Source organism: Erythrobacter donghaensis (genome assembly GCF_001557325.1).
In the GTDB taxonomy this organism is placed as follows: domain Bacteria; phylum Pseudomonadota; class Alphaproteobacteria; order Sphingomonadales; family Sphingomonadaceae; genus Erythrobacter; species Erythrobacter donghaensis_B.
In genome coordinates this window covers 1-3,324 of sequence record NZ_LSJS01000049.1, presented here as the reverse complement: position 1 = coordinate 3,324, position 3,324 = coordinate 1, and the positions used below count along the sequence as shown (strand labels likewise).

Annotated in this window: 4 protein-coding genes and 1 tRNA gene; 3 read left to right on the top strand and 2 right to left on the bottom strand. The window is 60.6% G+C overall.

Going from position 1 to position 3,324, the window contains the following annotated elements:
• Positions 1-11: 11 nt before the first annotated feature.
• Together rodA and AX692_RS01540 are read left to right on the top strand one after the other, a co-directional pair.
• On the top strand, positions 12-1,148 hold the full coding sequence (gene rodA, locus AX692_RS01545; protein ID WP_073975007.1) for a rod shape-determining protein RodA: 1,137 nt from the start codon (positions 12-14) through the stop codon (positions 1,146-1,148).
• 119 nt (positions 1,149-1,267) lie between these two features.
• Positions 1,268-1,343 (top strand) — tRNA-Lys (locus AX692_RS01540).
• 297 nt (positions 1,344-1,640) lie between these two features.
• Here the strand turns inward: AX692_RS01540 and AX692_RS19440 are convergent.
• A complete protein-coding gene (locus tag AX692_RS19440; RefSeq protein WP_155644967.1) occupies positions 1,641-2,252 on the bottom strand; it encodes a S24 family peptidase in 612 nt (203 codons plus the stop codon).
• A gap of 120 nt (positions 2,253-2,372) precedes the next feature.
• Between AX692_RS19440 and AX692_RS20760 the strand changes: the two genes are divergently transcribed.
• The gene (locus AX692_RS20760) at positions 2,373-3,194 is read left to right on the top strand and encodes an IS110 family transposase (RefSeq protein WP_073975008.1); all 822 of its coding nucleotides are present in this window, start codon (positions 2,373-2,375) and stop codon (positions 3,192-3,194) included.
• On the opposite strand, the gene AX692_RS18675 is transcribed toward AX692_RS20760, so the two are convergent.
• On the bottom strand, positions 3,107-3,324 hold a 218-nt coding region (locus AX692_RS18675; protein ID WP_196491754.1), incomplete at its 5' end, for a transposase. The genes AX692_RS20760 and AX692_RS18675 overlap by 88 nt on opposite strands.

Genomic DNA, 3,324 nt, shown 5'->3' with positions numbered 1-3,324 from the left:
GAGACAGCCACATGAGCACGCTCACCCAGCGTCCCGGGATCATCCCCGAACCGATCGCCCGCCAGCCCTGGGAAATGCTGATCCCGCTGGTGCTGCTGACCTGCTTCGGCGGGCTGGTGCTCTATTCGGCCGGGGGCGGCGCGATGGAGCCCTTCGCGCTGTCGCACTTCGTCCGCTTCGGCGTGTTCGCGGTGATGACCGCAATCATCGCCTCGCTCCCGCGTGATGCGGTGCGGGTGCTGACCTATCCCGCCTATCTCACCGTGCTGCTGCTGCTGCTGGCGGTCGAGATCGTCGGTCAGGTCGGCGGCGGCAGCCAGCGCTGGCTCGAAGCCGGACCGATCCGGATCCAGCCCTCCGAGATCATGAAGCCGGCCGTGGTGCTGGCAATGGCGCGCTTCTATGCGACGCTGCCGGCCGGGATGATCGGATCGTGGCGCTCGGTGCTGCCGGCGGGAATGCTGATCGCGCTGCCGATCGGGCTGGTGCTGATGCAGCCGGACCTCGGCACCTCGGTCGCGATCGCCTTCGGAGGTGTGGTGGTGATGTTCCTGGCGGGGCTGCCCCTGTGGTGGTTCCTCGCCGCGATGGGCGCCGGGATCGCTGCGCTGCCGCTGATCTACTTCTTTGCGCTGCACGACTACCAGCGCGCGCGGGTCACCACCTTCCTCGATCCCGAGAGCGATCCGCTGGGCGCGGGCTATCACATCGCGCAGTCGAAGATTGCCATCGGTTCTGGCGGGATCTTCGGAAAAGGCTTCAACAACGGCACCCAGAGCCACCTCGACTACCTGCCCGAGCCTCACACCGATTTCGTCTTCTCCACGATGGTGGAGGAATGGGGATTGATGGGCGGGCTGTTCGTGCTCGCCATGTATGCGCTGATCCTCCGGTGGGGCTGGAAGGTCGCGGCAGAAGCGCAGGACCGCTTCTCGGCCCTGCTCGCCGCCGGGGCGACCGCGACGATCTTCTTCTACATCGCCATCAACCTCCTGATGGTGATGGGCATGGCGCCGGCCAAGGGCATTCCGCTGCCGTGGATGAGCCACGGGGGCTCCTCGATGATGACCAACATGATCTGTATCGGCCTGTTGATGATGGTCAATCGCTGGAACCGCATGGCCCCGCGCCGGGGCTTGGCGAACTGATTTCCCGCAGGTGCGAAAAGGGTCTTGCCATCAGGATGAGACCCGCTAAATGCAGCGCCTCACGCGAATCGGGACACGGCCTCGCCGCCCCGCCATCGCGTTTCCGAGCAGATCGGAATGGACGCATAGCTCAGTTGGTAGAGCAGCTGACTCTTAATCAGCGGGTCCTAGGTTCGAGCCCTAGTGCGTCCACCACTTTCCCCTTATTTTTCAGTCGAATACCAAGCTCGTCGGTTCGAGCGGCCGGGAGCGTTTTTGTGCTAGGTAGCTCTCTAGGTAGCAGCGCGCTAATTCGGCGCTGCGGTTGCTCAGCCTCCACACATCAGCGTCCACGGTGAAAGATTCATGGCCTACGCTTTGTCCGACTGCCCTTGAGCGAGTCGTCCTTTCACCTCCCAATCAGCGCGACTGCTAAACCCATCTTGCTCCGCACCAGCATCACCCGCTGGGATGGCCGTTAAGAGCCTCGAGGATCACGGGGAAATAAGACAGCTAAGCCACCCGAGCTCCGATCCAAATTACCCGGCCGACAATATCGACGCCCTTGCGCTGGATGCCCTGCCAGCTCGGATATGCGGGGTGATCGGTAAGAACGGTCAGACGGTTCTTCGTTGGGTCGATCGCTATCCGCCTCACGAAGATTTCAGAAGACCCACGAATGGCATAAAGGCCTTCACGCACGCTCTCCTGGGTGCGAACTCGGCTAATCATAACCTCGTCGCCATTGCAGAGGGTTGGCTCCATCGCCTCACCAACAATTGGCAAGATTGCGACACTGGCGGGCTGATCACACAGCCGACCTAGCCAAGCCGCATCAACCAGACGCCATTGTGAGCGTGAATCGTTGCCTGTCCCGTTCAGTAGTGGGACTTTGACTATCGAGCGCTGCCCGACTGTCGGCCCCACCTTTCCACCCAGCACCTCTACGGGCACGTCAAAATGCAATGCCAGCAGCGCTATGTCGCTTTGGTCAAAGCGGGCTGGAGAACCTCGTTTAATGAACTGCTGGATGTATGCCGAGTTTCTCCCGAGGAGGCGCGAGATCGATGCGTAGGTCTCTCCTCGCTCGCTGATTAGGCCATCCAACGCCTCCCGCGGCTCCATCCTATCATCTCCTTCGATTTCCTACCTCTCTATCACACGCCTGAGGACGAATCCTAGTCGGACAGACCCCACAAGGTCAGTAGGGCAAGCGAAGGAAGCAAACGCCGCACCGGAGCATAGATGCCACGGCACCAGCGCTATTGGGTCGGCCTCGACGCCGGCCACCTGGAGACTGCGGTCTGCCTCGTCGATGCCGAAGGCCACGTATTCTTCGAGGCAATGACTGAGACCCGCGCTGCTCCGATAAGAGATATCCTTCGACGGTTCGGCGTTGAGCCTGTCCAGTCTATTACGATCGAGGCCGGTGTCGGCACTCAAATGGTTCGGGATCTCCGTTCGTTCGGGTTTCCCGTTCAAGTCGTCGACGTTCGCAAATCAAGCAAATTCCTGGCGATCCGACGGCATAAGACCGATGCGAATGACGCCAGAGGTCTCGCCGAGCTCGGTCGGGTCGCCCAGTCAATGGGTCCTCAAGTTTTTGTGAAACCGGTGGAACACCAGGACATCCGCATAATGATCAACATCCGTCGAACCTTGCTAAAGCAACGTGCGAGAACGGATGCGTTGCTGCAGTCCATATTCAGATTACACGGCGCCAACATCAAGCTCCTGAATGGACGAGGCTCGCTCGCGGCTGAAGTCGCGAGCCAACTAAGGCTCTTGCGCACCGGTGGGGTCACCATCCGCGTCGATTTGGATCCTCTGGTCAGCATGGGAGAAGCTCTACGCTCTCATATCTCGAATATTGATCGAGAGATGCGCACAATGGCGACCAGCATCCCGGCTTGCGCCAGATTTCAGGGTCGCGTCCGTCAATGTGGTGTAGAATTGGGTGTGGCCAGCGGGCTGCATTTTCAGGCGGCCTTGGGTGTAATCTGTAGCGGCTGTGCCTCCTCGATCATTGGTGTAGCAAGGGCGGCCATGCCCTCGATCTGCATGTAGCGGTGCTGGAGCTGGTATTCGTCATTCTGCTCCAGCAGGACGGCGCCGACGAGGCGGATGATGCTATCCTCGTTCGGGAAGATGCCGACGACATCGGCGCGGCGCTTCACTTCCTTGTTCAGGCGTTCCA

Coding starts and splice junctions, on each gene's coding strand:
- rodA (WP_073975007.1), top strand. CDS start 12: ATGAGCACGCTCACCCAGCGTCCCGGGATCATCCCCGAACCGATCGCC.
- AX692_RS19440 (WP_155644967.1), bottom strand. CDS start 2,252: ATGGAGCCGCGGGAGGCGTTGGATGGCCTAATCAGCGAGCGAGGAGAG.
- AX692_RS20760 (WP_073975008.1), top strand. CDS start 2,373: ATGCCACGGCACCAGCGCTATTGGGTCGGCCTCGACGCCGGCCACCTG.